General features: G+C 72.0%; 26 protein-coding genes. 14 read left to right on the top strand and 12 right to left on the bottom strand.

Going from position 1 to position 26,598, the window contains the following annotated elements:
- Positions 1 to 17 precede the first annotated feature (17 nt).
- From AC3X7R_RS16345 to AC3X7R_RS16355, 3 genes are read right to left on the bottom strand one after another with little or no spacing between them, the layout of a single operon-like run.
- Entirely contained in the window at positions 18 to 584 is a 567-nt protein-coding gene (locus tag AC3X7R_RS16345) for a flavin reductase family protein (RefSeq protein ID WP_489966737.1), read from the bottom strand.
- Positions 581 to 1,750, bottom strand: a complete 1,170-nt coding sequence (gene macS / locus AC3X7R_RS16350; protein ID WP_489967093.1) for a MacS family sensor histidine kinase — start codon at positions 1,748 to 1,750, stop codon at positions 581 to 583. Before macS ends, AC3X7R_RS16345 begins: the two co-directional genes overlap by 4 nt.
- A complete protein-coding gene (locus AC3X7R_RS16355) occupies positions 1,747 to 2,508 on the bottom strand; it encodes a lysophospholipid acyltransferase family protein (protein WP_489966738.1) in 762 nt (253 codons plus the stop codon). Before AC3X7R_RS16355 ends, macS begins: the two co-directional genes overlap by 4 nt.
- A gap of 45 nt (positions 2,509 to 2,553) precedes the next feature.
- Here AC3X7R_RS16355 and AC3X7R_RS16360 point away from each other — a divergent pair, with 45 nt between their 5' ends.
- Both AC3X7R_RS16360 and AC3X7R_RS16365 read left to right on the top strand, forming a co-directional pair.
- On the top strand, positions 2,554 to 3,321 hold the full coding sequence (locus AC3X7R_RS16360) for an alpha/beta hydrolase (RefSeq protein WP_489966739.1): 768 nt from the start codon (positions 2,554 to 2,556) through the stop codon (positions 3,319 to 3,321).
- A 41-nt stretch (positions 3,322 to 3,362) separates the two neighbouring features.
- Positions 3,363 to 3,806, top strand: coding sequence for a hypothetical protein (locus AC3X7R_RS16365; RefSeq protein WP_489966740.1), 444 nt, complete (start codon positions 3,363 to 3,365; stop codon positions 3,804 to 3,806).
- Here the strand turns inward: AC3X7R_RS16365 and AC3X7R_RS16370 are convergent.
- Positions 3,743 to 5,110, bottom strand: coding sequence for a hypothetical protein (locus tag AC3X7R_RS16370; RefSeq protein WP_489966741.1), 1,368 nt, complete (start codon positions 5,108 to 5,110; stop codon positions 3,743 to 3,745). The genes AC3X7R_RS16365 and AC3X7R_RS16370 overlap by 64 nt on opposite strands.
- A gap of 58 nt (positions 5,111 to 5,168) precedes the next feature.
- Between AC3X7R_RS16370 and AC3X7R_RS16375 the strand changes: the two genes are divergently transcribed.
- Entirely contained in the window at positions 5,169 to 6,407 is a 1,239-nt protein-coding gene (locus AC3X7R_RS16375) for an ornithine cyclodeaminase, nickel-pincer nucleotide-dependent (protein ID WP_489966742.1), read from the top strand.
- Here the strand turns inward: AC3X7R_RS16375 and AC3X7R_RS16380 are convergent.
- From AC3X7R_RS16380 to AC3X7R_RS16395, 4 genes are read right to left on the bottom strand one after another with little or no spacing between them, the layout of a single operon-like run.
- Positions 6,392 to 7,351: an ROK family protein gene (locus AC3X7R_RS16380; RefSeq protein ID WP_489966743.1), complete on the bottom strand. Its 960-nt coding sequence runs from the start codon at positions 7,349 to 7,351 to the stop codon at positions 6,392 to 6,394. The two genes, AC3X7R_RS16375 and AC3X7R_RS16380, sit on opposite strands and share 16 nt — an antisense overlap.
- Positions 7,348 to 7,767 carry a hypothetical protein gene (locus AC3X7R_RS16385; RefSeq protein ID WP_489966744.1) on the bottom strand — a complete coding sequence of 140 codons (420 nt, stop codon included), beginning with the start codon at positions 7,765 to 7,767 and terminating at the stop codon, positions 7,348 to 7,350. The genes AC3X7R_RS16380 and AC3X7R_RS16385 overlap by 4 nt, the downstream gene beginning before the upstream one ends.
- A complete protein-coding gene (locus tag AC3X7R_RS16390; protein WP_489966745.1) occupies positions 7,764 to 8,930 on the bottom strand; it encodes an ArsA family ATPase in 1,167 nt (388 codons plus the stop codon). The genes AC3X7R_RS16385 and AC3X7R_RS16390 overlap by 4 nt, the downstream gene beginning before the upstream one ends.
- 2 nt (positions 8,931 to 8,932) lie before the next feature.
- Positions 8,933 to 9,370: an SRPBCC family protein gene (locus tag AC3X7R_RS16395; RefSeq protein ID WP_489966746.1), complete on the bottom strand. Its 438-nt coding sequence runs from the start codon at positions 9,368 to 9,370 to the stop codon at positions 8,933 to 8,935.
- A gap of 137 nt (positions 9,371 to 9,507) precedes the next feature.
- Here AC3X7R_RS16395 and AC3X7R_RS16400 point away from each other — a divergent pair, with 137 nt between their 5' ends.
- From AC3X7R_RS16400 to AC3X7R_RS16445, 10 genes are all read left to right on the top strand, one after another.
- Positions 9,508 to 11,295 carry an AMP-dependent synthetase/ligase gene (locus tag AC3X7R_RS16400; protein WP_489966747.1) on the top strand — a complete coding sequence of 596 codons (1,788 nt, stop codon included), beginning with the start codon at positions 9,508 to 9,510 and terminating at the stop codon, positions 11,293 to 11,295.
- A gap of 157 nt (positions 11,296 to 11,452) precedes the next feature.
- A complete protein-coding gene (cpaB, locus tag AC3X7R_RS16405) occupies positions 11,453 to 12,181 on the top strand; it encodes a Flp pilus assembly protein CpaB (protein WP_489966748.1) in 729 nt (242 codons plus the stop codon).
- Between the two features lie 9 nt (positions 12,182 to 12,190).
- Positions 12,191 to 13,459 (top strand): CpaE/TadZ family protein, encoded by a 1,269-nt coding sequence (locus AC3X7R_RS16410; protein ID WP_489966749.1) that lies wholly within the window; start codon positions 12,191 to 12,193, stop codon positions 13,457 to 13,459.
- A gap of 4 nt (positions 13,460 to 13,463) precedes the next feature.
- Positions 13,464 to 14,981, top strand: coding sequence for a TadA family conjugal transfer-associated ATPase (locus AC3X7R_RS16415; protein WP_489966750.1), 1,518 nt, complete (start codon positions 13,464 to 13,466; stop codon positions 14,979 to 14,981).
- Entirely contained in the window at positions 14,981 to 16,882 is a 1,902-nt protein-coding gene (locus AC3X7R_RS16420) for a type II secretion system F family protein (protein WP_489966751.1), read from the top strand. Before AC3X7R_RS16415 ends, AC3X7R_RS16420 begins: the two co-directional genes overlap by 1 nt.
- Complete coding sequence (locus AC3X7R_RS16425; protein WP_489966752.1) at positions 16,882 to 17,805, top strand: type II secretion system F family protein; 924 nt, start codon at positions 16,882 to 16,884, stop codon at positions 17,803 to 17,805. The genes AC3X7R_RS16420 and AC3X7R_RS16425 overlap by 1 nt, the downstream gene beginning before the upstream one ends.
- Positions 17,805 to 19,403: a sensor histidine kinase gene (locus tag AC3X7R_RS16430; protein ID WP_489966753.1), complete on the top strand. Its 1,599-nt coding sequence runs from the start codon at positions 17,805 to 17,807 to the stop codon at positions 19,401 to 19,403. The genes AC3X7R_RS16425 and AC3X7R_RS16430 overlap by 1 nt, the downstream gene beginning before the upstream one ends.
- A complete protein-coding gene (locus tag AC3X7R_RS16435) occupies positions 19,400 to 20,077 on the top strand; it encodes a response regulator transcription factor (protein WP_489966754.1) in 678 nt (225 codons plus the stop codon). Before AC3X7R_RS16430 ends, AC3X7R_RS16435 begins: the two co-directional genes overlap by 4 nt.
- 159 nt (positions 20,078 to 20,236) lie before the next feature.
- Positions 20,237 to 20,437, top strand: coding sequence for a Flp family type IVb pilin (locus tag AC3X7R_RS16440; RefSeq protein ID WP_489966755.1), 201 nt, complete (start codon positions 20,237 to 20,239; stop codon positions 20,435 to 20,437).
- A gap of 77 nt (positions 20,438 to 20,514) precedes the next feature.
- Positions 20,515 to 20,724 carry a Flp family type IVb pilin gene (locus tag AC3X7R_RS16445; RefSeq protein WP_489966756.1) on the top strand — a complete coding sequence of 70 codons (210 nt, stop codon included), beginning with the start codon at positions 20,515 to 20,517 and terminating at the stop codon, positions 20,722 to 20,724.
- 48 nt (positions 20,725 to 20,772) lie between these two features.
- On the opposite strand, the gene AC3X7R_RS16450 is transcribed toward AC3X7R_RS16445, so the two are convergent.
- The 4 genes from AC3X7R_RS16450 to AC3X7R_RS16465 all read right to left on the bottom strand — a co-directional run bounded on the left by AC3X7R_RS16450 (position 20,773) and on the right by AC3X7R_RS16465 (position 24,724).
- Positions 20,773 to 22,002 carry a M48 family metallopeptidase gene (locus tag AC3X7R_RS16450; protein WP_489966757.1) on the bottom strand — a complete coding sequence of 410 codons (1,230 nt, stop codon included), beginning with the start codon at positions 22,000 to 22,002 and terminating at the stop codon, positions 20,773 to 20,775.
- Between the two features lie 58 nt (positions 22,003 to 22,060).
- A complete protein-coding gene (locus AC3X7R_RS16455) occupies positions 22,061 to 23,050 on the bottom strand; it encodes a C40 family peptidase (protein ID WP_489966758.1) in 990 nt (329 codons plus the stop codon).
- A 107-nt stretch (positions 23,051 to 23,157) separates the two neighbouring features.
- Complete coding sequence (locus tag AC3X7R_RS16460) at positions 23,158 to 23,364, bottom strand: hypothetical protein (protein WP_489966759.1); 207 nt, start codon at positions 23,362 to 23,364, stop codon at positions 23,158 to 23,160.
- 64 nt (positions 23,365 to 23,428) lie between these two features.
- The gene (locus AC3X7R_RS16465; protein WP_489966760.1) at positions 23,429 to 24,724 is read right to left on the bottom strand and encodes an NYN domain-containing protein; all 1,296 of its coding nucleotides are present in this window, start codon (positions 24,722 to 24,724) and stop codon (positions 23,429 to 23,431) included.
- A gap of 88 nt (positions 24,725 to 24,812) precedes the next feature.
- Between AC3X7R_RS16465 and AC3X7R_RS16470 the strand changes: the two genes are divergently transcribed.
- Positions 24,813 to 26,594 (top strand): DEDD exonuclease domain-containing protein, encoded by a 1,782-nt coding sequence (locus tag AC3X7R_RS16470; protein WP_489966761.1) that lies wholly within the window; start codon positions 24,813 to 24,815, stop codon positions 26,592 to 26,594.
- Positions 26,595 to 26,598 lie beyond the last annotated feature (4 nt).

The following is a 26,598-nucleotide window of genomic DNA, read 5'->3' on the forward strand; positions in this document are numbered from 1 at the left end:
CGCTCACGGCCCGCACCTTAGTGGCCGGCAGGCCCGGGCGCGGGGGCCACGCGCCGGTAGCGACCCCGGTGGTGGAGCAACGGCGAGGCCGCGTCGTCCTCGCCCCCGCCCGGGCCGTCTTCGCCGTCCAGCCCGACCGCCACGACGGCGCAGGTGACCAGCAACGACCAGCCGACCTCCGTGACCTCCTCGAGCTCGAGGGTCGCCCAGGTCCGTGCCGAGAGGAGTCGTGGCCCGTGGTCGAGGTCGACGAAGTCGGCGAGGCGGAAGGGGCCTCCGGGGGCGGGCGCCACCCCGGCGAAGGCGTCGGCGAGCTCCCGGTGCCGCCAGTCGAGCAGGTGGAGCAGCCCGCGACGGGTGGCGAGGAGGCGGTCGGCCAGGTCCGAGTCGGGGTCGAGGAGCGCCAAGGCGCGACCCGGCTCCCCTCCGGCGACCATCACCGAGGAGACGGTCAGGCCGGCCCTCTCCTCGGGGCCCCCTGCGGTCCACAGGCTGACCACGCCGCCGATCCGGCCGCGAAGGCGGCGGACGGGATCGCGCTCGGGCTCCGGGGTGGCGAAGGGATGGGAGGTGTGGATGGTCATCGACGTGCCTCCGGGCGCTCCGGGGCCGCCACCGGGACGACCAGCTCCCACTCGGTTCCGCCCGGCCCGGTGGTGAGCTCACAGGTGCCGCCCAGCTCCGCGACCCGCCCGCGGAGGGAGGAGGCGACGCCCAGGCGGCCCTGGCGCTCAGCCTCACCGAGCCGGCCACCGGGGATGCCGGGCCCCTCGTCGCGGACGGTGAGGGCGACGCGGTCACCGAGCTCCTCCAGCAGCACCCAGGCCGGTGCCTCCAGGCCGACGTGCAGCCGGACGTTGTCCAGGCAGGCGCAGACCGCGGCGACCAGCTCCTCGGCGCGGCCCGCGGGCATCGGCACCCGGGTGCCGGGCGTCACCACCGTGACCGTCCGGGACGCGAGAGCCTCGAGCGCCGCGGAGAGGTCCGTCTCGCCCCCGTCCTCGTCGCGGGCCAGCACGGTGTCCTGGGCGTGGATGAGGGAGCGCAACCGGCTCTCCTGCTCACCCGCGAGCCGGCCCAGGGCCGCCCACTCCCCCTCACCGCCGGCACGCTGCACCAGGCTGAGCACCTGCAGGACCCCGTCGTGCACCGCCCTGGCGAGCCGGGCGCGCTCGGCCGCGGCGGCGGCCTCCCGTTCGGCGCGCCCCCGCTTCGCCGCCATCTCCTGGAGCGACTGGCACATGAAGCCCACCACGCTGCCCCCGAGCAGGAGCAGGAAGATGTGGCCGTAGTTGGTCTGGGTGATCTCCTGGCGGATCGCCACGTCGACCACCGCGAGCACGGTCCCCGCGACCAGCCCGCCGCGCCACCGCCAGTGGACCGCCCAGGCCAGCAGCGCGCCCATCACCCAGAAGCCGGGGAGGGTGGCCCGGAACTCCTCGCCCTTGAGCCACGGGGTGGCTGCCATCGCCGCCGCGGCCACCGCGAGGTCGGCCACCAGCAGGGCCGCGGTACGGCGGCGGGGAACGCGGTAGGCGACCAGCACGAACGCGGTCCAGAGCAGGAGGAGCACCAGCGCGACCAACGTGGCGCCGGGCCGCTCGAAGTTCTGCCACCGCCACACGGCCAGGCCGACCATGTTGAGCGTGACCACGACCCGGAGCACGGCCAGGGCCGCGAAGAGCCGGTCCGCGACCGAGACGACCGCCGGGTCGTCGTCGCGGAGCCGCGGAGCCCTGGGCCCGGTCAGGACGCCTTCTTCGACTCGGCGGAGTCCTCCTGCGCCCGGTCGTGGGAGGCGCGCTCGAGACGGCGGGTCTCCTCCTCCGCCTTCTTCGACTCCTCCTTGGCCCGGGCGGCATACATGTCGACGTACTCCTGGCCGGAGAGACGCATGATCTCGTACATGATCTCGTCGGTGATGGAGCGCAGGATGTAGCGGTCGTTCTCCATGCCCTCGTAGCGCGAGAAGTCCAGCGGCTTCCCGAAGCGGACCACGGGCCGGGTGAAGCTGCCGAACTTCTTGCCGGGAGGCGCGACGACGTCGGTCCCCACCACCGCCACCGGGATGACGGGGGCACCGGTCTCCAGCGCCAGCCGGGCCACCCCGGTCTTGCCGCGGTAGAGCCGCCCGTCGTGCGAGCGGGTGCCCTCGGGGTAGATCCCGAACAGGTCGCCCTGGGCGAGGATCGCCTTGGCCGACTTGAGCGCGCCCTCCGCGGCGTTCCCGCTGCTGCGGTCGATCGGCACCTGGCCGGAGCCGCTGAAGAACTTCTTCTGGAACCAGCCCTTGATCCCGGGCGTGGTGAAGTACTCCGCCTTGGCCACGAAGGTCACCCGGCGCGGCAGCGTCAGCGGCATGAAGAGCCAGTCGGCGTAGGAGAGGTGGTTGCTGGCGAGGATCGCGGGACCCTCGGACGGCACGTTGTCCAGCCCCCAGGCCTGGGGACGGAAGACGAGTCGCAGGAGGGGCCCGAGGGCGATCCTCTTCAAGAACCAGTAGAGCACGACGCGAGCCTAGCCCCTCCAAAACCTCTCGTGCAGAATGCGCCCATGCCCCTGCACCCGCTCGCCGCCCCGCTCTCCCTGCCCGCGGACCCCGGCAGGACCGGCGGGCGCAGCATCGGCGTGCTGCTGAGCCACGGCTTCACCGGGTCCCCCGCCTCCATCAAGCCGTGGGGCGAGGCGCTGGCCGGGCACGGGTATGCCGTGGAGGTCCCCAGGCTGCCGGGCCACGGCACCTCGTGGCAGGAGCTCAACGCGACCACCTGGGACGACTGGTACGCCGAGGTCGAGCGCGTCTTCGACCGGCTCCGGGCCAGCCACGACGCCGTCGTGGTGGGCGGTCTCTCGATGGGAGGGGCGCTGACCCTGCGACTCGCCGCCGATCGCGGCGACCAGGTCGCCGGGGTCATGGTGGTCAATCCCGCCGTCCACACCACCCGCAAGGACGTCCTGGCGCTGCCCCTGCTGAAGTGGGTCGTCCCGTCCCTCGCCGGGATCACCGACGACATCAAGAAGCCGGGGGTGCAGGAGCACGGCTACTCCCGCACGCCCCTCAAGGCCACCCACTCGATGATGACGCAGTGGAAGCGGCTCCGCGCCGACCTGCCGGCGGTCACCAGCCCGCTGCTCTACTTCAAGTCCGACGTCGACCACGTGGTGGACCCCTCGTCCCTGGAGATCGTCCGCGGGGCCGTCTCCAGCGCCGACCTGACCGTGAGAACGCTGCCGGAGAGCTACCACGTGGCCACCCTGGACAACGACGCCCCGACCATCTGGGCGGAGTCGGCGCGGTTCGTGGCCAGGGTCGCCGGCTGAGCACGAGCGCTCGGTCACGTCCGGCGGGCTAACCTCGAGGCGTGAGCGCACGGGACGAGGACGCGGCCTGGCAGGCCATCGTCGACAACTACGGCGAGCGGCCCGCCCTGCCCGACGAGGACGACGGCGACGGCCCGGCCGCGCCCGCCGCCTCGCCGGCCCCCGAGCCCGGAGAGTTCCGCGACGAGCCCCACCTCCACCGCGACCGCCCGGAGGAGCCGGAGGAGGACCCGGTCGACGAGGACGACCGCTTCGTCCCGCCGCCGCCCCCGCCGCTGCCCCGCACCACCCCGGCCCGGCGCGCGGCGTGGGCGGGCACCCTCGGCGCTCCCCTCCTCCTGCTGGTGCTCGCGGTGCTCGACCTGCGCCCCCCGGCGCTCGTCTCGGTCGGGATCTGTCTCGCCTTCGTGGCGGGGTTCCTCTACCTCGTCGTGTCGATGGACTCCGGTCCGCGCGACCCCTGGGACAACGGCGCGCGGCTCTGACCCACGGGGTCGTCCCGGCACCACGTGACCGCAGCGAGCAGGAGCGCGGCCCCGATGAACCCGAAGTAGTTGGTGAACGCCTGCTTGGAGAGCATGACCGTCACCAGCAGGCTCAGGCCGATGCCGAGCGTCATCGCGGTCGACCCCGGACGCGCGCGCCAGGCCAGCAGGGCGGAGACGGTCAGCCCCAGGACCAGCGAGGGGCCCGAGACGAACCAGTCGGGAAGCGGACCGAACAGCTCCGCCAGACCCGGCAGCAGGGACATCGAGTCGGCGCGGAACGGCTGGATGAAGTGCCACTCCACCACCGAGCGCCAGAAGCCGCGCGGGTCCCACACGAAGAAGACCCCGATCAGCAGCGCGGCGACGGCCACCGCGAGGACGACGGCTCGGCGGCCCGCGGCGCGCCACACGCTCCACAGCTGGGGCAGGACCACCACCAGGTACTGCTTGGAGGCGAGCAGCATGCCCAGCGCCACCCCGGCCGTCCTCCACCTCTCCCGCAGCATGGCCCACGCCGCGACCGCGAGCAGCAGCACCATCACCGGCTCGATCCAGTAGGAGACCATCAGGGTGCGCGAGATCGGAGCCGTCACCCAGAGCACCGCGAGCACCCGCCCGACCCGGTCGGTGGCGAGGTGGCGCAGCAGGGCCGCCGTCGCCAGGAACGCCAGCAGGTGCATCAGCCGGACGTCGCCGAGCAGGTGGGCGGGCACGTCGAGGAGGAGGACGGCGGGCAGGTAGGGATAGCCGTACATCACCCGCCCGTCCTGCACGACGCCCGGCCCGTAGAGCACGGCGGTCTTCGCGGCGTCGTACACGTTGGGCACGGTGATCCCGTAGGGGCTGGTGCCGGCCAGCAGCGCGTCGATCCCGCTCTCCAGCAGGACCCTGACGTCGATCAGGTGGTTCTGGGTGTGGAAGGTGGTCAGCACCAGGACGGCGTAGAGCGCCAGCAGGCCCACGAACCCCAGGCTCCCCCAGCGGGTGCCGCGGAGCGCGAGGAGGCCGAGCGCCAGGAACACCACGGTGATCCCGACCTGCCCCGCGGGACTCTCTCCGTGCTCACGGGCGAACCGGAGCGCCGTGATCAGCACCGTGTAGCCCGTGAGCCCCGCGGCGAGGAAGAAGGGGTCGCGCCACCCCGCCCCTCCGCGGCCGGTGACGATCAGGACGACCGCCGCCAGCGCCGACACTGTCACCAGGGTCGGGAAGAGCAGGATGGGGCGCACCTGCTCCCCCTGGAGCAGCACCAGCCACGCGGTGAGGATCACCGCGGTCCTGGCCAGAGGATGGACGAGCACCCGCCGAGTGTGCCAGCCCTGCGCCCTTCGCAGGACCGGACTCACTACAGTCGGCGAGATGAGCAGCACTGAGACCGTCGAGGTCACCGGGCACCTGATGGACAGCGGGGTCCTGTCGCAGATCCTGGACGACATCCGCGAGTACGACGGCGACTGGGTCATCGACTCCATCGACGTCGGCCGCGAGGCCGCCGACACCTCCACCGCGACCATCACCGTCACCGCCGCGGACGACGAGGCGCTCCAGCGGCTGCTGATGCGGCTGCAGACCCGCGGCGTCAACATGGTGGATCCCGGTGAGGCCTCGGTCTCGACCTGCGACCACGACGGGGTGTTCCCCGACGGGTTCTACTCGACCACCAACCTGCCGACCAGGGTGCGGCTCGCCGGGACCTGGCACCCGGTCGAGAACCCCGAGATGGACTGTGGGCTGGTCGTCACGGCCGAGGCGGGACGCACCCGGATCAGCACCCTCCCGATGTCCGACGTGCGCGTAGGCATGCAGGTGATCTGCGGTGCCGCCGGCGTCCGGGTGACGGTGCCGGAGGTCGACCGCCGGCAGGAGCAGTTCGGCTTCATGGAGTCCGACGTGTCGTCGGAGAAGCCCCAGGCGGTGCTCGTCCGCCAGGTCGCCCAGGGGATGCGCGAGGCGAAGGCCGCCGGCCGCAAGGTGCTGTGGGTCGGCGGGCCGGGGGTCGTGCACACCGGAGCCGCGCCGGCGATGGTGGCGATGGTGGAGGCCGGCTTCGTGGACGTCCTCTTCGCCGGCAACGCGCTGGCGACCCACGACATCGAGGCGAACCTCTACGGCACCAGCCTGGGCGTCGACCTGGCGCACGGCCGCGGGGTCAAGCACGGCCACGAGCACCACATCCGCGCCCTCAACACGATCCGCAAGCAGGGGTCGATCGCGGCCGCGGTCGAGAGTGGCGTCCTGACCGGCGGCATCATGCACGCGTTGGTCACCCACCACAAGCGCTTCGTGCTCGTCGGCTCGGTGCGCGACGACGGCCCCCTGCCCGACGTCTACACCGACGTGCTGGAGGGCCAGCGCGCGATGCGTGCCGAGCTGCCCGGTGTCGGCTTCTGCCTGATGGTCGCGACCATGCTCCACTCGGTCGCCACCGGAAACATCCTGCCGGCCTCCATCCCGCTCGTCTGCGTGGACATCAATCCCGCCACGGTCACCAAGCTGGCCGACCGGGGCTCGTCCCAGGCTCGCGGGATCGTCACCGACGTGGGCCTCTTCCTCGAGCAGCTGGCCCACGAGCTGGTGCCCGGCTACCGACGCGACTGAGCACGCCGGGCCAGCAGGGCGGCGCCCACCAGGCCGGCCTCCGGTCCCAGCGCCGCCGCGCGCAGGGGCGGCACGGGACGGTGGGCCGCCCCGACCAGGGACTCCCCGAGTGCCCGCCGTGCGGGTGCGAGCAGACCCTCTCCGGCGGCGGCAAGCCCTCCCCCCACCACCAGGCACGCAGGATCGAAGGCCGCCACCAGGTTGGCGAGCCCCAGCCCGAGCCAGCGCCCGACCTCCTCCAGGGCCTGCCGCGCCAGCGGGTCGCCCTCCGCCGCCGCGGCGGTGACCATCGGACCGGTCACCCGGGCCGGGTCGTCCCCGCACCTCGCCGAGAGCCGGGGCGATCGGGCGCCCCAGTCGGCGCGGACCAGTCGCACCAGCGCCCGCCCCGACGCGTACTGCTCCCAGCACCCGCGTCCCCCGCACTCGCAGGCGGCGCCGCCGGGCACCACCTTCATGTGCCCGAACTCCCCCGCCATCCCGGCGGCTCCCCGCAGGACCTGTCCGGCGACCACCACGCCGCCGCCGATCCCCGTGCCCAGGGTCAGCACCAGCGCACTGGCGACCCCACGCGCGGCGCCGTGCTCGGACTCGGCCAGGGCTGCACAGGTGGCGTCGTTCTCGAGCGACACCGCCACGCCCCAGCGCTCGCTGAGGCGGTCGCGCACGGGGTCGTCGCGCCACGGCAGGTGCGGCGCGAAGACGACCCGCTCCCCCGGCGCGTCCACGAAGCCCGCCGCGGCCACCCCGACCCCGGCCAGCGCCGCGCCCCCCGCAGCCTCCAGCACCGCCTCGGTGAGGGCATCCTCGATCAACGCGACGGGCGCCGTCCGCCCCGGAGTCTCGCGCCGGGCCGTCGTGCGCACGCGGCCGTCCGCCCCCACCACCCCCGCGAGGACCTTCGTGCCGCCGATGTCGACCCCGACCCAGACCGGCGCGCTCACTCCTCCACCGGGTCCTGAGGCCAATCCTCCCCGAGGTCGATGTGCTCGACCGGCGACCCCTTCGGCCCCTCGGCCTCGCCGGCAGGCGTCGGCACCTGGGAGAGGACCGCGAGGCCGGCCTGCAGCAGGTGGGTGCCGGCCGAGACCAGGTGCGACCTCACCTCCGGGCTGAGCCCGCGCAGCGCGTGCACGGTGCGGCACAGCGGACAGACCGAGCACTCGGACGCGCCGGGGGCGGCGTGCGGTCCGGCCTCGTCGCGCGAGTCCGGAGCGTCGGCCGCCTCCTGGGGGGCGTTCCCGAGGTCCGAGGCGTGCTCGGCCGTCCAGCCGGCCAGCGCCCCGAGGAGGCGCACGGCCTCCTCACCCAGCGATCCGACCTCCGCCGAGCCGTCGACGTCGTCCTGCTCCTCGCTCATCCTGCCTCCTCGAATCGGGCCTGCAACCGGCCGCCGTCCACCCGCGCCGCCGTGACCCGCAGGCGCGCCAGCGCCGCGGGCAGCGTCAGCACGCGGCGGTAGGAGCCCACGGTGACCACCAGATCGTCCTCGTGCCTGGCCAGGTCCACGTCGCCGGCGTCGGCCAGCGGGAGCCGCAGGGTGAGCAGGAAGCCAGCGGGCGTGCGGGCCACCTCGAAGGGTGTCTCCACGGCCGGCGCCGCCAGCGGGTCGTCCCCGCGGTAGAGCTCCGCGGCGAGCGCCGCCAGCGCGGCCTCTCCCACCGGCTCCTGGGCCTGGTACTCGGCCCGCCAGACGGGGAGCCCGGAGAACGACCTCTCGACGTCGGCCAGCACCGCCGCCTGCGCCCGGACCCACCCCGCGCGCCAGGGGTCCTGGGCGTCGGTGGGGAAGACGCGGTTGGCGACCACGCCGTCGACGGAGTACCCGTAGAGCGACAGCGTGGTCCACGACCGGCGCGCCTCCGCCACCACGACCCGCTCCGGGGTGAGCACGAGCCGCACGCTCGCCCCGGGCGCCGTCAGCAGGTCGCGCACCTGACCCAGCTCCTCGTGGAGGCGCGTCACCGCGTCGAAGACCGGCTCCCCGGGCATCGGCACCCCCGCCGCCCGGCCCAGCACCGGGCTCAGGGCACGGACCACCCGGCGCTGCACGGGGAAGACCCGCCTCATGTACCAGCCCAGCGCCTCCGGGAGGGCGAGCAGGCGCAGCGTCTCCGCGGTCGGAGCACAGTCGACCACCACGGTCTCCCAGCCGCCCGCACGCACCTGCCGCCTCAGCTCGAGGAGCGCCAGCACCTCCTCGGCGCCGGGCAGCACGGTCAGCTCCTCGGCGGCGACGGGATCCATCCCGGCCACGTCGAGCATCCCGAGCAGGTAGGCCTGGATCTCGCCCCACGACTCCTCGAAGCGGCGCTGCGCGTCCACCTGCTGCACGAAGAGGTGCGGGGAGACCTCACTCGGTTCCGCGCCTGCCGTCACCCCGAAGGCGTCGGCCAGCGAGTGCGCGGCGTCGGTGGAGACCACCAAGGTGCGCCGGCCCGCGCGGGCGGAGGCCGCCGCGGTCCCGGCCGCGACCGTGGACTTGCCGACGCCCCCCTTGCCGGTGAAGAGAAGGACTCGCAAGGTCAGAGGGACTCGACGCGCTTCTTCAGACCCTTGAGGGCGGTGTCGATCAGGATCTTCTCGCCCTTGCGCTTCAGCATCCCGATCACCGGGATGGAGACGTCGAGGGCCAGCCGGTAGGTGACCTCCGTGGAGCCGTCACCACGGTCCTTGAGCAGGTAGGCACCGTCGAGGGCACGCAGCATCTTGCCCTCCACCAGCGTCCAGGTGACCGCCCGGTCACCGTCCCACTGGTAGGCGAGCGTGTACTCGTCCTTGATCGGGGAGACGTCGAGGGCGAAGAAGACCTGGTCGGCCCGGCCGTCCGAGCCGGGGTCCACGATCTTGACCGTGCGCACGCCCTTCGCCCACGCGGGGTAGGCCTCGAAGTCGGCGATCACGTCCATCACCGCACGCGGCTCGGCGTCGACGACGATGGACGACGTGGTCTGCTCGGCCATCCCTGCCCCCACTCGTTGGTCGCCGGCCGGTGGTGACCGACGGATACGGATCAGGCTCGCGACCCTACCGGATCCTTCGCCCGGCGGACCCGGCGGTAACGTGCGCGTTGAAAACCCCGAACCAGGAGGCACCTGACTTGCGTGAGTTCTCCACGCCCCTGACGACCGAGCTCCCCAGCACCGGGAACCTCACCGATGACGTCGTCACCAACGCCCGGCTCGCGGGGGATGCCGTGGTCTTCCGGCGCAACACCGGTCAGGAGTGGGTCGACGTGACCGCGGGGCAGTTCCTCACCGAGGTCAGCGCAGTGGCCAAGGGGCTGATCGCCGCTGGGCTGGAGCCCGGCGACCGGGTCGCCCTGATCTCCAAGACCCGGTACGAGTGGACCCTCCTGGACTACGCGATCTGGTTCGCCGGCGCCGTCACCGTGCCCGTCTACGAGACCTCGTCGTCGGAGCAGATCCGGCAGATCCTCGCCGACTCCGGGGCCCGCGCCGTGATCGGGGAGAGCCCGGAGCACACCGCCCGGGTCACCAGCGTCCGGGCCGACCTGGAGTGCCTCCACCACCTGTGGTCGATCGAGGACCGCGCGCTGGAGGTGCTGACCAGCCTCGGCCAGGAGGTCGACGACGACGAGCTGGAGCGACGCCGCACCGCCGCCGGTCGCGACGACCTCGCCACCCTGATCTACACCTCCGGCACGACAGGGGTGCCGAAGGGGTGCATGCTCACCCACGGCAACTTCATGTTCGAGCTCGGCGTCGCGGTCGACGAGCTCGACGAGCTCTTCGCCGACGGCGCCTCGACGCTGCTCTTCCTGCCGCTGGCCCACGTCTTCGCCCGCATCATCCAGATCGGCGCCATCAAGCGGCGGGTCGTGCTCGGCCACAGTGCCGACATCAAGAACCTCGTCGCCGATCTCCAGGTCTTCCGTCCGACCTTCATCCTGGCCGTCCCCCGGGTCTTCGAGAAGGTCTTCAACACGGCCTCGCAGAACGCCGCCGCGGACGGCAAGGGCAAGATCTTCAACCGGGCCGCTGAGACCGCCATCGCGTGGTCCAAGGCCCAGGACAAGGGCCGGGTCCCGGTCTCCCTGCGGATCCAGCACGCCCTCTTCACCAAGCTCGTCTACGGCAAGCTCGAGGCCGCCCTGGGCGGCCGCTGCCTGCACGCGGTCTCGGGCGGCGCCCCCCTCGGGGAGCGTCTCGGGCACTTCTACCGCGGCATCGGCCTCACGGTCCTCGAGGGCTACGGGCTCACCGAGACCACCGCCGCCCTCAGCGTCAACCTCCCCGACGCCCACAAGGTCGGAACGGTGGGTCGGCCGCTCGGCGGCACCACGGTGCGGGTGGCCGACGACGGCGAGCTCCTGTTCCGCGGCGGCCAGGTCTTCGCCGGCTACTGGAACAACGAGGCGGCGACCGCCGAGGCCCTCGATGCCGACGGCTGGTTCCACACCGGCGACGTCGGCGAGATCGACGACGAGGGGTTCGTCCGGATCACCGGCCGCAAGAAGGAGATCCTGGTGACCGCCGGGGGCAAGAACGTGGCCCCCGCGGTGCTGGAGGACCGGATGCGCTCGCACCTGCTGATCGACCAGTGCATGGTGGTCGGTGACGGCCAGCCGTTCATCGGCGCCCTGATCACCCTCGACACCGAGACTCTGCCCGGGTGGGCGGAGTCCCGCGGCAAGAAGGGCTCCCTCGACCAGCTCGTGCAGGACGAGGAGCTGCGGGCCGAGATCGACGCGGCCGTGGAGGACGCCAACAAGGCGGTCTCCCGGGCCGAGTCGATCCGCAAGTACGCCATCCTGACCGCCGCCTGGACGGAGGAGGCGGGCCACCTCACCCCCAGCCTCAAGCTCAAGCGCAACGTCGTCATGCGGGAGTTCCGCGACGAGGTGGAGGCGCTCTACCTTCCTTGACGAAAACGCGAACAAGACCCGGTACAGACCACTAGCGTTCGATCCGAAGTTTCCGCCACACCCGTCTCGCTCCTTGGGCAGGGTGTGACGGAATGGACAGGAACGCAGTGCCGGGCCCGGAAGAGCCCCGGTCTGCTTGAGACCGGAGGCGCAACCCATGGATCGACGCAAGCTCCTGCTCGTCGTAGCGGTCGTCGTGGCGCTGCTCGGCACCGCCCTCGTCTACCTCTACGTGGAGAGCGCGGACAACAGGGCGGCAGAGCAGTACGACACGGTCGAGGTCCTCACCGCCGTGAGCCCGATCGTCACCGGCGAGACGATCGCCGACGCGGCGGCCAACGGGAAGATCCAGCGCCAGAACCTGCCCCGCAACTCGGTCCTGCCCAGCGCCGTCACCACGACGGACTCCCTGGAGGGCCTGGCGGCCAACACCAACATCTACCCGGGCGAGCAGATCGTGCCCGAGAAGTTCGGCGGGGTGGGCGCCTCGTCGTCCTTGCCGATCCCGAACGGCAAGCTGGCGGTCTCCGTCCAGCTCACCGACACCGCGCGGGTCGCCGGCTTCATCTCCGCGGGATCGGACGTCGCGATCTGGCTCAACGGCACAGCGGAGGACGGCAAGCCGTTCACCCGGCTGCTGCTCCCCGAGGTCACGATCCTCGCCGCCGGCTCGACGACGCTGGTCTCCACCACCTCCACCGACGAGACCGGCGCCGAGACCGTCGAGCAGCTTCCGCGGACGCTGCTGACGCTGGCCGTCGACCAGGACCAGGCGGAGAAGCTGATGTTCGCCGCCACCAACGGCGAGCTCTCCTTCGGTCTGCGCACCGGAACCACCAAGGTCCAGCCCAACCCGGGCATGAACCTCCAGAATCTCTTCAGCTAGGCGACCACGATGCCCATCCTTCTCGACGCGGACCCCGCCAAGGCTGCGGCGCTCCTGACCGTGCTCCCCGCGGGCACGCAGGTGGTCGACAGCCAGGAGCGGCTCTTCGGCTGGCTCGCGCACCGGACCGACGAGTACGCCGTGGTGCTGGGGCCGAGCCTCTCGGTCGCCGAGGCGATGGCGATCTCCGACCGCATGCGCACCGCGCTCCCCACCGCAAGCGTGGTCCTGGTCCGCGACAGCGTGGACACCGACGTCCTGACCCAGGCCATGCACGCCGGCGTCCGCGAGGTCGTGACCGCCAGCGACCTCCCCCAGGTCAACGCAGCCCTGCAGCGTGCCCACGCCCTCTGGGCGGCGCTGCGGGGCAATGCCGCGCCCTCCTCCCGGCTGGGGCGCGTCATCACGATCTTCTCCCCCAAGGGCGGGGTGGGGAAGACGACGATGTCGGTCAACCTCGGCATCGCGCTGATGCGCGGGGGTGAGAACAAGGTCTGCGTGGTCGACCTCGACCTCGCCTTCGGCGACATCGCGATCACCCTCCAGCTCTTCCCCACCCACTCCATCGAGCACGCCATCGGGGGTGAGCAGTCGATGGACTACGCGTTCATCGAGGAGCTCATGACGCCCCACGAGAGCGGCCTGATGGTCCTGGCGGCGCCCAGCCAGCCCGACGCCCGGGAGCGGGTGACCGGTGCCCTGGTGACCCGGCTGCTGCGCACCCTCCAGGACCACTTCGACTACCTCGTGCTGGACACCGCGCCGGCCTTCGACGAGCAGACCCTCACCGCGCTCGACGAGACGGACGACTGCATCATCGTCGCCACCCTCGACGTGCCCACCCTCAAGAACGTGAAGGTCGCCCTGGAGACCCTCGACGTGCTCGGCGTCGCCGAGGGCCACCGTCACCTGCTGCTCAACCGTGCCGACGAGCAGGTCGGGATCGGAGCCGACAAGGTGGAGGGGATCCTCGGGATGGACGTGGCGGCCCGCGTGGCGACCTCCCTGGACATCGCCAAGGCCACCAACGCCGGCCGGCCGCTGATGCTCTCCTCCCCCTCGCACCCCTCCTCCAAGGCCGTCCGGGCCCTGGCGGAGAAGCTGATGGGCTACGAGACCGCGCAGCCCACCGACGTCCCGTCGCAGAAGATCCGGCCCCCGAAGGCCGCCAAGGCGCCGAAGGCGGTCAAGACCGAACCCGTGACCCCGGTCCCCGCGCCCGCCCCCACCGAGAAGCGCGAAGAGGGCCAGAAGCGCTTCCGCATCAGCAGGAGATGACACGATGAGCAACCTCTCCGAACGTCTGGCCGCACGGCGACGCGCCGAGGAGGCCGCCGCCGCCGCGGGCATCCCCGCTCCCGGTGTCACGGCGCCGGTCGCCGTCGAGACCCCCCTCGCCGACATGCTGGTCGAGGAGCCGATGATGGTGCCCCCGTCGCCCGTCGGCGCCTCGGACTCCCCCCTCAACGACCGCCGGACCCCGGTCCCGGACCCGACGTCGTCACGGAGGCCCCAGTCGGCCAACACGGACCGGATCGAGGAGCTGAAGTCCTCGGTCCACGCCGAGCTGCTGCGGCAGCTGGGCCCCCAGCTCTACGACGCCAACCTCGAGCAGAGCGAGCTCGACCAGAAGGTCCGGGCGGCGCTCGCCGACGTGCTGAAGAAGTCGGACCGGCCCATCAGCGCCGCCGACCGGCAGCAGATCACCAGCGAGATCAGCGACGACATCCTCGGCTACGGCCCGATCGAGCCCTACCTGCGCGACCCCGACGTCTCCGAGGTCATGGTCAACGGCGCCCACAGCATCTGGCTGGAGCGCAAGGGCCAGCTCGTCGCGGCCGACGCGATCTTCCAGGACGAGGCCCACCTGCGGCGCACCATTGACAAGATCGTCTCCCGGATCGGCCGGCGTGTGGACGAGTCCAGCCCGATGGTGGACGCGCGTCTGCCCGACGGGAGCCGCGTCAACGCCGTCGTGCCTCCGCTGTCCATCGACGGCTCCGCGCTGACCATCCGCAAGTTCGCCACCGATCCCCTGACCGCGGACGACCTCGTCAAGTTCGGCTCCATCAGCCAGCAGACCAAGGAGTTCCTCGACGCCTGCGTCCGCGGCCGCCTCAACATCATCGTCTCCGGCAGCACCGGCGCCGGCAAGACCACCACGCTCAACGTCCTCTCCTCCTTCATCCCCTCCGACGAGCGGATCGTCACCATCGAGGACGCCGCCGAGCTCCAGCTCAAGCAGGAGCACGTGGTGCGGCTGGAGTCGCGGCCCTCCAACATCGAGGGCAAGGGCGCGGTCACGATCCGCGACCTGGTGAAGAACAGCCTGCGCATGCGGCCCGACCGCATCATCGTCGGTGAGGTCCGTGACGCCTCGGCCCTCGACATGCTCCAGGCGATGAACACCGGCCACGACGGCTCCATCTGCACCGTCCACTCCAACGGTCCCCGCGACACCCTGTCCCGCATGGAGACCCTGGTGCTGATGGCCGGGATGGATCTGCCGGTGCGCGCGATCCGCGAGCAGGTCGCCTCGGCGGTGGACCTGATCGTGCACCAGACCCGGTTCAAGGACGGGTCGCGCCACATCACCCACGTCACCGAGGTCGAGCGGATGGAGGGCGACATCATCACGCTCCAGGACGTCTTCCTCTACGACCACTCGGCCGGCTTCGATACCGAGGGCCGGACCCTGGGTGGTCTCAGGGCCACCGGTCTGAGGCCGAAGTTCCTGGAGAAGATGACCTACAACAACGTGCACGTCGACCCGATGATCTTCGTGCCGGAGCGGTTCTGATGCGCGGCCTCTCGCGCGTGCTGGCCGCCCTCGGGGTGGCGGCACTCCTGGGTCTCCCGATCGCCGCGCACGCGGCGGACGACGCCAGCATCACCCACGTCCAGTCCACCGCCGAAGGAATCCAGCTGCTGGTCGCCGTGCCTCCGGGCGCCGAGGTGGAGATGGAGGGCGTCGAGGTCTCGTTCGACGGCGCCTCCGCGGAGGCCACGGCCGAGTCCGCGGGTGGACAGTCGGTCCAGCGGACCACCGTCCTGGTGATCGACACCAGTCGCTCGATGGACGGTGAGCGCTTCGAGGCGGCCAAGGCCGCGGCCGAGGTCTACCTCGGCTCCGTGCCGGCCGACGTCGAGGTCGGCCTCGTCACCTTCGACAAGACGGTCGTCCCGGCGGTGCCGCCGACGACCGACCGCGAGGCGGCGCGCAGCGCGATCGCCGGTCTGACGCTGGCCCGTCAGACCCGGCTGTACGACGGCGTGATCACCGCTGCCGAGCTCGCCGGGACCGAGGGACAGCGCAGCCTGCTCGTCCTCTCGGACGGGGCGGACACCAGCCAGACCGCCCTCAACGAGGTCACCTCCGCCATCTCGCGCACGGGGGTCCTGGTCGACGTGGTCGCCCTGGAGCAGGACGGGGACCTCGGTCCCCTGACCGAGCTCAGCAACGCCGGCAACGGCCAGGTGATCAGCGCCGACGTGGACGCCCTGGGCGCCGCCTTCTCCGAGAAGGCGGAGATCCTGGCGAGCCAGGTCCTGGTCACCTCGCAGGTCCCCGCCGGGGCGGCTGACGAGGCGACGATCTCGGTCTCGCTGCCGACCGGCACCGGGATCCTGACCGCGGAGGTCTTCGCTCCGGTGCGCGCGAGCGCCCCGACCCCCCGCAAGGTGACGCTGCCCTCTCCCGACCGGGGCATCATCCTCCCCGACTGGGCGATGTGGGCCGCGGTGTCGCTGGTCGGCGCCGGGCTGCTGATCTTCCTCGGCACGCTGCTGACCGGGATGGCGAAGGGCCAGATGACTGCTGAGGAGCGGGTCGCCATGTATGCCGGCCTCGCCTCGGGCGCTGCCCCCGCGCCCGGCAGGTCCGGACCCGGGTCGGAGGAGAGGCTGGCCCAGTTCCGCGGAGCCGCGGACGCCGTGCTGAAGCGCAACAAGTCGCTCGAGGAGCGGATCGCCGGGCGGTTGGAGGCGGCCGACAGCGGCTTCCGGTCCTCGGAGTGGCTGCTGCTGCACACCGGCATCATCGTGGGAGCCGGGCTCCTCGGGGTCGTCCTCGGAGGCGGCAGCCTCGGCGTGGGGCTGCTCTTCATCGTCATCGGCGCCATCGTCCCGTGGCTCTACCTCGGCCGCGCCAAGAAGAAGCGGCTGAAGAAGTTCAACGCGGCCCTCCCCGACACCCTGCAGCTCATGTCGGGCTCCCTCTCCGCGGGGCTCTCCCTCGCCCAGTCGGTGGACACGATCGTCCGCGAGGGCACCGAGCCGATCGCGAGCGAGTTCAAGCGCGTCCTGGTCGAGACGCGTCTCGGGGTCTCCCTCGAGGACGCGCTGCAGGGGATCGCGGAGCGGTTCGACAGCAAGGACTTCGAGTGGGTCGTCATGGCCATCAAGATCCAGCGTCAGGTCGGCGGGAACCTCGCCGAGCTGCTCGACACCGTGGCCGGGACCATCCGGGAGCGGGAGTACATGCGCCGTCAGGTCCAGGCACTCGCGGCGGAGGGCAAGATCTCGGCCTACGTGCTCGGAGGTCTTCCGCCCGTCTTCCTCGGCTACCTGATGCTGACCAGCTACGACTACGTCAGCGTGCTCTTCCGGGAGCCGCTGGGCTGGCTGATGCTCGGCGGCGCCGCGATGATGCTCGCGGTGGGCGCCTTCTGGATGAGCCGACTGATCAAGGTGGAGATCTGATGACGATCTATCTGGTGCTGGGGTTCCTGCTGGTGGGCATGGCGATCCTGCTGGCCGCCATGGCGACGGGGGCGCCGGTGAAGGAGGCCGGGCTGAGCCGGTCCCTGGCCGCGTTGGAGTCCATGGGCGACGTGCCCAAGGAGCTCACCGCCGAGCTCGACCGCCCCTTCGCGGAGCGGGTGCTGGCGCCGCTCCAGGGCCGGGCCCTAGTGATCGGCCGCCGCTTCACCGGCGCGGACAGCACGGAGCGGATCTACCGCAAGCTCGAGCTCGCGGGGAACCCCGCGGGCTGGACCGTGGACCGCGTGGTCGCGCTCAAGGTGATCGGTGCCGTCGCGGGCCTCGTCGTCGCGGTCCTCTTCTCCTTCATGCTCACCTTCGGGCTCGTGGGCAAGATCGTCTTCTGGGCCCTGGGTGCTGTGGCCGGCTACTTCGGCCCCAACATGTACCTGTACCAGAAGGCCCACGAGCGCCAGGAGACCATCGGCAGAGGGCTCCCGGACGCGATCGACCTCCTCACCATCAGCGTCGAGTCCGGGCTCGCCTTCGACGCCGCCGTCCAGCAGGTCGCGAGGAACACCGACGGCCCGCTGTCCGAGGAGTTCGCCCGGGTGCTGCGGGAGATGCAGATCGGGCAGGGGCGGAGCGCCGCCCTGCGCGCCCTCGCCGACCGCACCAACCTCGACGACCTCCGCAGCTTCGTGAGCGCCCTGGTGCAGGCGGACGCCTTCGGCATCCCGATCGCCCAGGTGCTCCGCGTCCAGTCCGCCGAGATGCGGATCAAGCGGCGGCAGAAGGCCGAGGAGAAGGCGCAGCAGGTCCCGGTGAAGATGACGGTGCCGCTGATCTTCTGCATCCTGCCCACCCTGTTCATCGTGGTCATCGGGCCGGCCGTGATCAGCATCATGGACACCTTCGCCTGATGCTCGGCCGGGGCGAGCGGCTCCAGCAGGCGGGGCTCATCGAAGGCGCCCGCGCCTTCGTGCTGGTCACCGTCGCGATGTCGATCGCCTGGGGACGCGACGTCGACGCGCTGGGCGGACTCTTCGGCCTCGCCGCCCTGTGGGTCACCGCGGGGTGGCTGCTGCGGACGCAGACGCCACTGCGGATCGTCTGCGCCGTGGAAGCGCTCACGGTCGGCGTGCTGGCCGGCGCGTTCTACCAGAGCGCTCCCGCCCTGCTGGCCGGGCTTGCCGTCCCGCCCTTCGTCCACGGCCTGCTGCGCGGCCTGCCCGGTGTGGCCGAGTCGCTCCTGCTCCAGCTGGGCGGGACCACCCTGGTGATGTTCCTCGTCGGCGACGCCCCGCAGAGCTCGCAGGTGACCGACGTCTTCATGTTCATGGTCACCGGCCTCGGCCTGGGGCTCGTCGCGGGCTTCTTCGTCAGCACCTCCGCCCGGGACGACGGGACGCTCGCCTACCGCGAGGCCCGGACCCTGCTCACCGAGCTCAACGACTTGTCGGCGAAGCTGCAGGGCGGCCTGGACCCCACGAGCATGGGCGGTGAGATCCTGGACGCGGTGAGCTCCGAGCTGCCCTCGGAGGTCGTGGTCCTGCACGTGCGGCGCGACGGCGTGCTGCTGCCCCTGGTCACGCGATCCTCCCAGGACGGGCTGGAGGGCGAGGAGAGCCAGGAGCTGGCCCAGGCCGTCTGGGACGACGGGCACCCCCGCGTCCTGGGCCACGACTTCGGGTTCCCCGTCTCGCACGCCGACGCCCCGATCGCGGTCGTCACCGGACGGCTGGCTGCCGGTTCGAACCCCGACTCGGTCGACGTCTTCGAGCGCCTCCGCACCTTGGCGGAGCGGCTGGCCCCCGCGGCGCTGCGGCTCGACACCGCCCAGCTCTTCACCGCCTTCCGGGACGCCGCGATGTCCGACGAGCGGCGTCGACTGGCCAGGGAGATGCACGACGGCGTCGCGCAGGACATCGCGTCCATGGGCTACGTGGTGGACGCCCTGGTCTCCACGGCCACCAGCCCGGAGCAGCAGAACGCGCTCTTCCAGCTCCGCGGGATGATCACCTCGGTGGTGGCCGAGGTACGGCGCTCCGTGATGACCCTGCGCACCCAGGCTGGCTCGAGCGAGAGCCTCGGCGCCGCCATCGCCACCCTGGCCCGGCACCTGAGCGACGTCTCGGGCACCCCGATCAAGGTGACGGTCGACGAGCGGACGAGCCGGCTGCGCCACGAGGTGGAGGCCGAGCTGCTGCGCATCACCCAGGAGGCGATGAACAACGCGGTCAAGCACTCTCAGGCCACCCTCATCGACGTGCACTGCCGAGTGCAGGCCCCCAACGCCCGGATCGTGGTCGCCGACGACGGACGGGGCCTGCAGGCCGGGCGCCGCGACTCCCACGGCCTCTCGATCATGAAGGAGCGGGCAGCCCTGATCGGCGGGGTGCTGGAGGTCCGCTCGAGCCCGACCCGCGGCACGGTCGTCTCGGTGCACGTGGGCGCCCCGCTCGACAGGCTCCCTTCGCACGACGTCCGCCCACTCCCCAGGAACGCGAGAGTCTCATGACCACTGACCCCACCCCCACCCCCACGCCCTCCCCCACGTCGGTGCTCCTGGTGGACGACCACGAGCTGATCCGGGCGGGCCTCGCCACGGCGTTCTCGCTGGACCCCTCCACCCACGTGGTCGACCAGGCCGGCTCCGTCGGGGAGGCACTGGAGCAGTTCCAGCGTCACCACCCGCAGGTCGTGGTGACCGACCTCCAGCTGCCGGACGGGACCGGTCTGGACATCGTGCGGGCCGTCCGCAAGGAGGCGCCGGAGACCGGCCTCGTGGTGCTGACCATGCACTCGGGCGACGAGCAGATCTTCGCGGCGATGGAGGCGGGTGCCTCCGCCTTCGTCGGCAAGGACGCACCCTCCACCGAGGTGGTGAAGGCGGCGAAGCACGCCGCGGTCTCGCCCAGGACGTTCCTGTGCGCGGGACTCTCCGCGGCGATGATCCGGCGGATGAGCGGGGAGACCTCGCGTCTCTCCGACCGCGAGCAGGAGGTCCTGGTGCTCCTGGCCGACGGGCTGGGAGCCGGACAGATCGCCGGACAGCTCTACATGAGCGAGTCGACCGCCAAGTCCCACATCGCCCGGATCTACCAGAAGCTGGGCGCGACCAACCGGGCCCAGGCGCTGGTGACCGCGATGCGCAGCGGTCTCCTCTCCTCGATGAACCCCACCGGCCGCTGAGCCTCCCCCGACCACGGGGCCGAGTAGTCCTTTGTGACTAGGGCACCGTGACCGGTCTTCCGATCTCATGGATCGGCGCACTCGACGAGGATTGGGTCCACGGATCAGGCGAGTGCCTGCCGGACCAGAATCCCAGAGCATTCCCCGAAAGGACCCACCATGCTTCAGTACCTCACCATCCTGCTGGACGCCAAGAAGGCCAAGATGGACGAGCGGGGCGCCTCCGCCGTCGAGTACGGCCTGCTGGTCGCCGGCATCGCCGCGATCATCGTCGTCGCCGTCTTCGCCTTCGGCGGCCTGGTCAAGGACATCTTCAGCGGCACCTCCACCTCGATCAAGAACAGCGGCGGCACCAACTGACCGACTGATCCGTTCGTGCTCGGCGCGGTCCTGCCTTGCGGGACCGCGCCGCGGCGCATTCACGTAAAGGATCTCCCATGGAGAGCAACGCGATCGACCGGACCGCTGCCCCGCACCGGAAGTCCGAGCTGGGCGCTTCCTCGGTCGAGTACGGCCTGCTGGTTGCCGGCATCGCCGCGATCATCGTCACGGCAGTCTTCCTCTTCGGCGGCGCCGTGGTGGGTCTCTTCGACGACTCGTGCGGGAGCCTGAAGACCAAGATCACCCAGGCCCAGTGCGCACCATGACGACCGCAGCCCCGGGCCACGCGGCCATGGCTCGGCGCGTCCGTTGACTCAGCGCACCAGGGCGACCCTGGTGAGCACCCCCGGGTGACTCCCCCACCACCAGTGTGACCACGCCGGTGGGGTCGGGTCGGCGAGGGACCTCACCGCGAGCTGCCGCTGCAGTTCCACGAAGTCGCCAGGGTCCTCGACGGACTCCAGCGCCGTCACGTCGGCGCGGAGCTCGATGCGACGGCTTACCATGTTCTGCACCGGCTGCGCCAGCTGCCCTCCCACGAAGACCAGCGCCACCAGGAGGGGCACCACCCGCGGATCCGCGAGCGAGAGACGCGTGATCCTCGGCAGCAACAGGGCCAGGAGACCGACGGCCGTCACCACGCCCGCCGCGCCGAGCACCGTCCCGACGACCACGTCCTGGTGCTTGGCATGTGCCAGCTCGTGCGCGACCACCGCCAGCACCTGGCCCTGAGGCACGTCGTCGACCAGGTTGTCGTAGAGGACGACCCTCCTGGTCCCCCCCAGCCCGGAGACCCAGGCGTTCAACGTCGTGGTCCGGCGCGAGGCGTCCGCGACCACGATGTCCTCGAGGTCGACCGACTGCTCAGCGGCGATCGTCTCGACCGCGTCCCGCAGCTCACCGGCGGGCAACGGCTCGAAGGAGTTGAACGCGGGCTCCACCAGCAGCGGGTAGGCGAACGAGCCCAGCACGACCCCGGTCCCCAGGACTGCGGCTGCGATCGCCGGCCACCACCGTCGCGCCCCCCGGGCGGTGCCGACGAGGACAAGGACGACCGCGGCGAAGGTGGCCATCTCGACCGCCTCCCCCCTGGCCAGGTCCACCGCCCAGGTCGCCCAGGTCTGGGTGGAGAGCCCCTCGTCGACCCGGAGCCGCCACGCGCCCACCGCGAGGGGCAGGGTCACCAGGCGTGCCAGGAGCAGCGGTCCGACCACGCCGAGCAGCACCCGGACCCACCAGGGTCCCCGGAGGCGGGCCACCATCCTGCTCCCCGCCCGGGTGAACCCGAGTCCTGCGAGGATCAACACGGTCAGGGCCAGGGAGCTCCAGCTCCAGGCGCGGGCACGGCGGGAGTACTCCTCCGCGCGCTCCAGCTCAGCCTGGGAGAAGAGCGTCGACGGATCCACGGGAGCCGGCACGCCGCCCGGCACCGGGCTCCAGGGGACGAGCCACCAGCCCAACACGACCAGGGCTGCCAGGCCGGTGCAGAGGACGGCCACGGCGACAGCACGCGAAGAGGGCGCAGGGCGGTCTTCTGACGTCACGGGTCGATCCTCTCAGGACCGCCGTGACCACCCGGTGGTCCCGGGCGCGGACGCGAGGTCAGCCCGGGCGGACCGCGCCGACGTACGGCATCGAGAAGACGCCGTCCACCCGGACCCCGCTGCCGGGGTTGGCAGCGTGCACGATCATGCCGTTGCCGATGTACATGCCCACATGGCTGATCGGGCTGTAGTAGAAGACCAGGTCTCCCGGCTGCAGGTCGCTCTGGGCGACACGGGCACCGGAGCTGAACTGGGCGCTCGAGGAGTGCGGGAGGCCGACCCCGGCGGCTCCCCACGCCATCATGGTGAGGCCCGAGCAGTCGTAGGCGTTCGGGCCGACGGCGCCGTAGACGTAGGCATCACCGACCTGGGCCATCGCGGCCTTGACGGCCACGGCGGCACGGCCAGAGGCCGGGACGCTGCTGGGCAGCCGGGTGAAGGAGCTCCGCGAGGCGGCGAAGAGGCGCTCGCGCTCCTCGTCCTCCAGGCGGGCCAGCAGCTTCTTGGCCTCGTCGAGCTTCGCCTCGACGGCCGCCTTCTCCTCGGCCAGCTCCTCGGTGGTGCTCTGGATCTCGGCGCGCCGCTCCTGGGTCGCCTCCTGGCGGATCCCGAGAGCCTCGACCTCCGTGCTGAAGGAGTCGAAGAGGTCGTTCTGCAGGTCGTTGAAGGCCGACATCGTCGAGAGCTGGCCGAGGAAGGCACTCGGGTCGTCCGAGACGACCACCTGACCGACGGTGGAGATGCTCTCGCCCTGGTACTGCCGGACGATCGACTCCTGGACCTGCTCGCGGACCACCTCGAGCCGCGCGTCCTGACGCTTCTGGTCAGCCTTGAGCGAGGTGAGCTCGTCGGACAGCCCCTCGAGCTTGAGGTTTGCGTCGTGGTAGCGCTCCTGCGCCTGCTCGGCCTCGTGGTAGAGACGGTCGACCTTCGCCTGGACCTCGTCGATGTCCGGCTCGGCCTGCACGGGCGCCGCGACGAGTCCGGTCGCGACGACGGCCGCCAGAGCGACGGCGACGCCACTGAGACGCTTGGGGGCGAGGCTCACGAGCCGCCAGTCTCCTCTGCTGTCAGATGCTAGGAACAAGGGCTCCGCGAGGGAGCCCTGCGACAGGCTAGTCGCCAGCGACGGGACCGTCCAAAACTCGCCTGAATTTACGCAGATTCGATGATGGGGCCCGCTTGCGGGTGCACCATCCGCAGCGGTGGCACCAGCCCCCCGGCGGCCAGCGCCTGGAGCGCCGCCGTCTCCTCGTCCTCCAAGGTGAGCTCCGGGGGTGGGCCCAGGAGCACGGTCACCACGCAGTCGTGACAGGCCAGGCCGCGCACCACGCAGGTGTCGCAATCGATTCGCGTCGTCATGTGAAGGACCCAAGCACCGACCGCCGACAAGCCGGGACGGGTGCGGCGCGGGGCGGCGTGTCGCTCAGCCCAGGAGCCGGATCAGGGTCGCCGCCGGGACCACCCGCGCGCCCCCCGCCCGCAGGTCCGCGCCCAGCGCACCGTCACTGGTGATCGCCACGACCGGTCTCCCCACGGGCTCGGCCGCGACGTACTGGCGGAGCAGGTCGTCGGCGATCACTCCGTGCGGGCTGAAGGCGACGCGGATCCCTCGCGGAGTCCGCACGACCGGCCGGCTCTCGGCCTCGTGCGCGTCGAAGACCACCGTCGTCTCGGCCCCCGTCCTCGCCACCACGGGCGCCAGCGCGGAGAGCAGCCTGATCCGCTGGACCTCCAGCGACGAGGAGCCCCACGCCGCCTTGCTCACGTTGTAGCCGTCCACCAGGAGGCGGGCCCGCGGCAGGGCCAGCAGCGTCTCCAGCGACTCAGGTGTCTCCGCCGGACGCGGGCCGGGCGTCCCGGCCGTCGCCGCCCCGTCCACGCGCACCGCGTCCGCAGGGACCCCGTCGACCACCGGCAGTCCGAGCTCGCGACGCAGTCCGGTGGCCGCCTCCACGACCGTGTCGAGGAGAAGCCGGGCGCGCACGGTGGTCTCGTCCCGACCGGTGCGGCTCTCGCGCCGTGCGGTCTGGAGCTCCCGGGTCAGCTGCTCGACCTGCGCACGCATCCGGCGCACCTCCGCCTGGGCCTGGCGCGCAGCGAGCTCGGCGTCCTGCCGGGCGCTCTCCTCCGCGCTCGCCGAGGACTCCAGCTCGCCGCGTGCGGCACGAAGGGCAGTGCGGGTCTCCCCCAGCTTGCGCCGCAGGTCCGCGTTCTCCTCCCTCAGCGCCCGCAGCCGCTCCCGCTGCTCCGATCTGCTCTCCTGCGCAGACCGCTGGAGCGCGGTCACCCTCTCCCTCAGCCGTGCGACCTCCCGCTCGTCGACCCGCGCCGAGGTCTCCTCCGTGAGCTCCTCCAGGCAGGAGTCCAGCCTCTCGCGCCATCCCTCGGGCCGGCGCAGCCAGCAGTGCGCGGCTCGAGTCACGGCATCCGCCGCGACCGGCTCGTCGGGCTCCGGAGGGCCTGACGGGGACGCGGAGACGGCCTCCACCTGCGTCGCCACCCGGCGCCGCAGGTCCTCGTCGCCCAGGGCCGCCTCCAGCAGTGCCGCGCCCGCACGGGCCCGCCGGGCCGGGGCGAAGGATGCGACCTTCTGCAGGGACGCCGGCAGCCCAGCCACCCGGGGCAGCGCCTCGGCAGCCAGCGCGAGCACCCGGCGCCGCACCGGCTCCGGCAGCTGGGCGAGGGAGATCGGCCCACCCTCGTCCTGGTGCGGGGTCACGCTCGGATCCTCTCGTGGCGGCTGGTGCGCCCACAGTAGTCCGCGAGCCTCGCCGGTCCTGTCGGTGCGCACGTCTAGCGTCCCCGACATGAACAGCGCGGCCGTGGCCAGGACCGGACGGTGGGAGACGCAGCGCAGCTTCGACGAGCTGGGGCGCCCGCTTCGAGACCTGACGTTCACCGTGGTCGACCTGGAGACCACCGGAGGATCGGCGGCAGCGGGGTCGATGATCACCGAGATCGGCGCAGTGAAGGTCCGGGGCGGCGAGGTGCTGGGCGAGTTCCAGACGTTGGTCAACCCTCGGGCCGAGATTCCTGCCTTCATCGCGGTGCTGACCGGGATCACCAACTCCATGGTGGCGGACTCACCCGCGATCGACTCCGCCCTCCCCGCGTTCCTGGAGTTCGCCGCCGGCACCGTCCTGGTGGCCCACAACGCACCGTTCGACGTCGGCTTCCTGCAGCACTTCGCCAAGGAGCAGGGCCGGCCGTGGCCCCGGTTCGAGGTGATCGACACCGCCAAGCTCGCACGCCGGGTCGTCACGCGCGACGAGACCCCCAACTGCAAGCTGGGCAGCCTGGCACGGCTCTTCGGGTCGACGACCACCCCCAACCACCGCGCGCTGGCCGACGCACGCGCCACCGTCGACGTGCTGCACGGCCTCATCGAGCGACTGGGCTCCCTCGGGGTGCAGACCCTGGAGGAGCTCCAGACGTTCAGCGCCAAGGTGACCAGCGCCCAGCGTCGCAAGCGCCACCTCGCCGAGTCGCTGCCGCACGCCCCTGGGGTCTACCTCTTCCGCGACGACCAGGCCCGGGTGCTCTACGTCGGAACGTCCCGAGACCTGCGCACCCGGGTCCGCACCTACTTCACCGCCTCCGAGACGCGGTCGCGCATGGGCGAGATGGTCGGTCTGGCCGCCACCGTGACCGGCCTCGAGTGCGCCACCCCCCTCGAGGCGGAGGTGCGCGAGCTCCGGCTGATCGCGGAGCACAAGCCGCGCTACAACCGTCGTTCACGCTTCCCCGAGCGGATGCACTTCCTCAAGCTCACCCGAGAGCCCTGGCCGCGGCTCTCGCTGGTCCGACGCGTCCTCGACGACGACGCCGACTACCTGGGCCCGTTCTCCTCGCGTCGGGTGGCGGAGCAGAGCCTCGAGGCGCTCCACGACGTCTTCCCGATCCGTCAGTGCAGCGGCCGGCTCCCCCTGGCGCCGTCCCGGTCCGCCTGTGCGCTGGCCGAGATGGCACGCTGCCTGGCGCCCTGCGACGGCTCCGTCGACACCGCCGCCTACGCCGCGGTGGTGAGCCGACTGCGCGACAGCCTGCTCCGGAGGCCGGACGCGGTCGTCGCCCGGATCAACGAGCGGATGGAGGCCCTGGCCGGCGGGGAGCGCTTCGAGGAAGCGGGGGTGCACCGCGACCGGCTCGCCGCCTTCGTGCGCGCCGTGGCGCGCACCCAGCGTCTCGGCGCCCTAGCCCGGTGCTCTCAGGTGGTCGCCGGTCGCCGCGAGGACGACGGCCGCTGGGCCGTGCACGTGATCCGGCACGGCCGGCTCGCTGGCGCCGGGGTGATCCCGGCGGGCGCCGACGCCCACCAGTTCGTGGCCGAGCTCACGGCGTCCGCCGAGACCGTGAGCGCCGGTCCGGGTCCCGTGCCGGCCGCCAGCGCCGAGGAGACCGAGCGGATCCTGCGCTGGCTGGAGTCACCGGGGGTCCGCCTGATCGACGTGCAGGGCGAGTGGGCCTGCCCCGTCGGAGGGGCTGGTCGTCACCTGGCCCTCCACGACGCGGTCAGCCACTCGCGTCTGAGCCTGGTCCCCTTCGACGAGCAGCGTCTGCCGTCCCCCGTGCACCAGCCCACTCGGTAGTCTC

This window comes from Nocardioides sp. Z22_16 (assembly GCF_058134365.1).